Origin of the sequence: Limosilactobacillus ingluviei DSM 15946, assembly GCF_001435775.1 — a bacterium.
GTDB lineage: Bacteria > Bacillota > Bacilli > Lactobacillales > Lactobacillaceae > Limosilactobacillus > Limosilactobacillus ingluviei.
Map to the genome: position 1 here is coordinate 1 of NZ_AZFK01000033.1, position 293 is coordinate 293.

The window sequence follows — 293 nt, forward strand, 5'->3', positions numbered from 1 at the left end:
TCTACGGAGAGGCCTAAGACGTTGCGCATCACGTTGTAGCTTTCGTCGATTAATTCTTCGTCCCCGTATTCGATCCCGTTGTGGACCATCTTAACGTAGTGACCAGCCCCGTTTGGCCCAATGTAGGTCACACATGGCTTGCCATCTTCGGCCTTGGCGGCAATTTGGGTCAGGATTGGTTCAACCAGGTCGTAAGCTTCCTTTTGACCACCTGGCATCAGGGAAGGACCTTGCAAGGCACCCAGTTCCCCACCGGAAACCCCCATGCCGATGAAGTTGATCCCGGACTTGTC

Annotated in this window: 1 protein-coding gene; it reads right to left on the minus strand. The window is 54.3% G+C overall.

From position 1 onward, the window contains the following. On the minus strand, positions 1 to 293 hold a 293-nt coding region (locus FC43_RS04950; protein ID WP_235807588.1), incomplete at both ends, for an NAD(P)-binding domain-containing protein.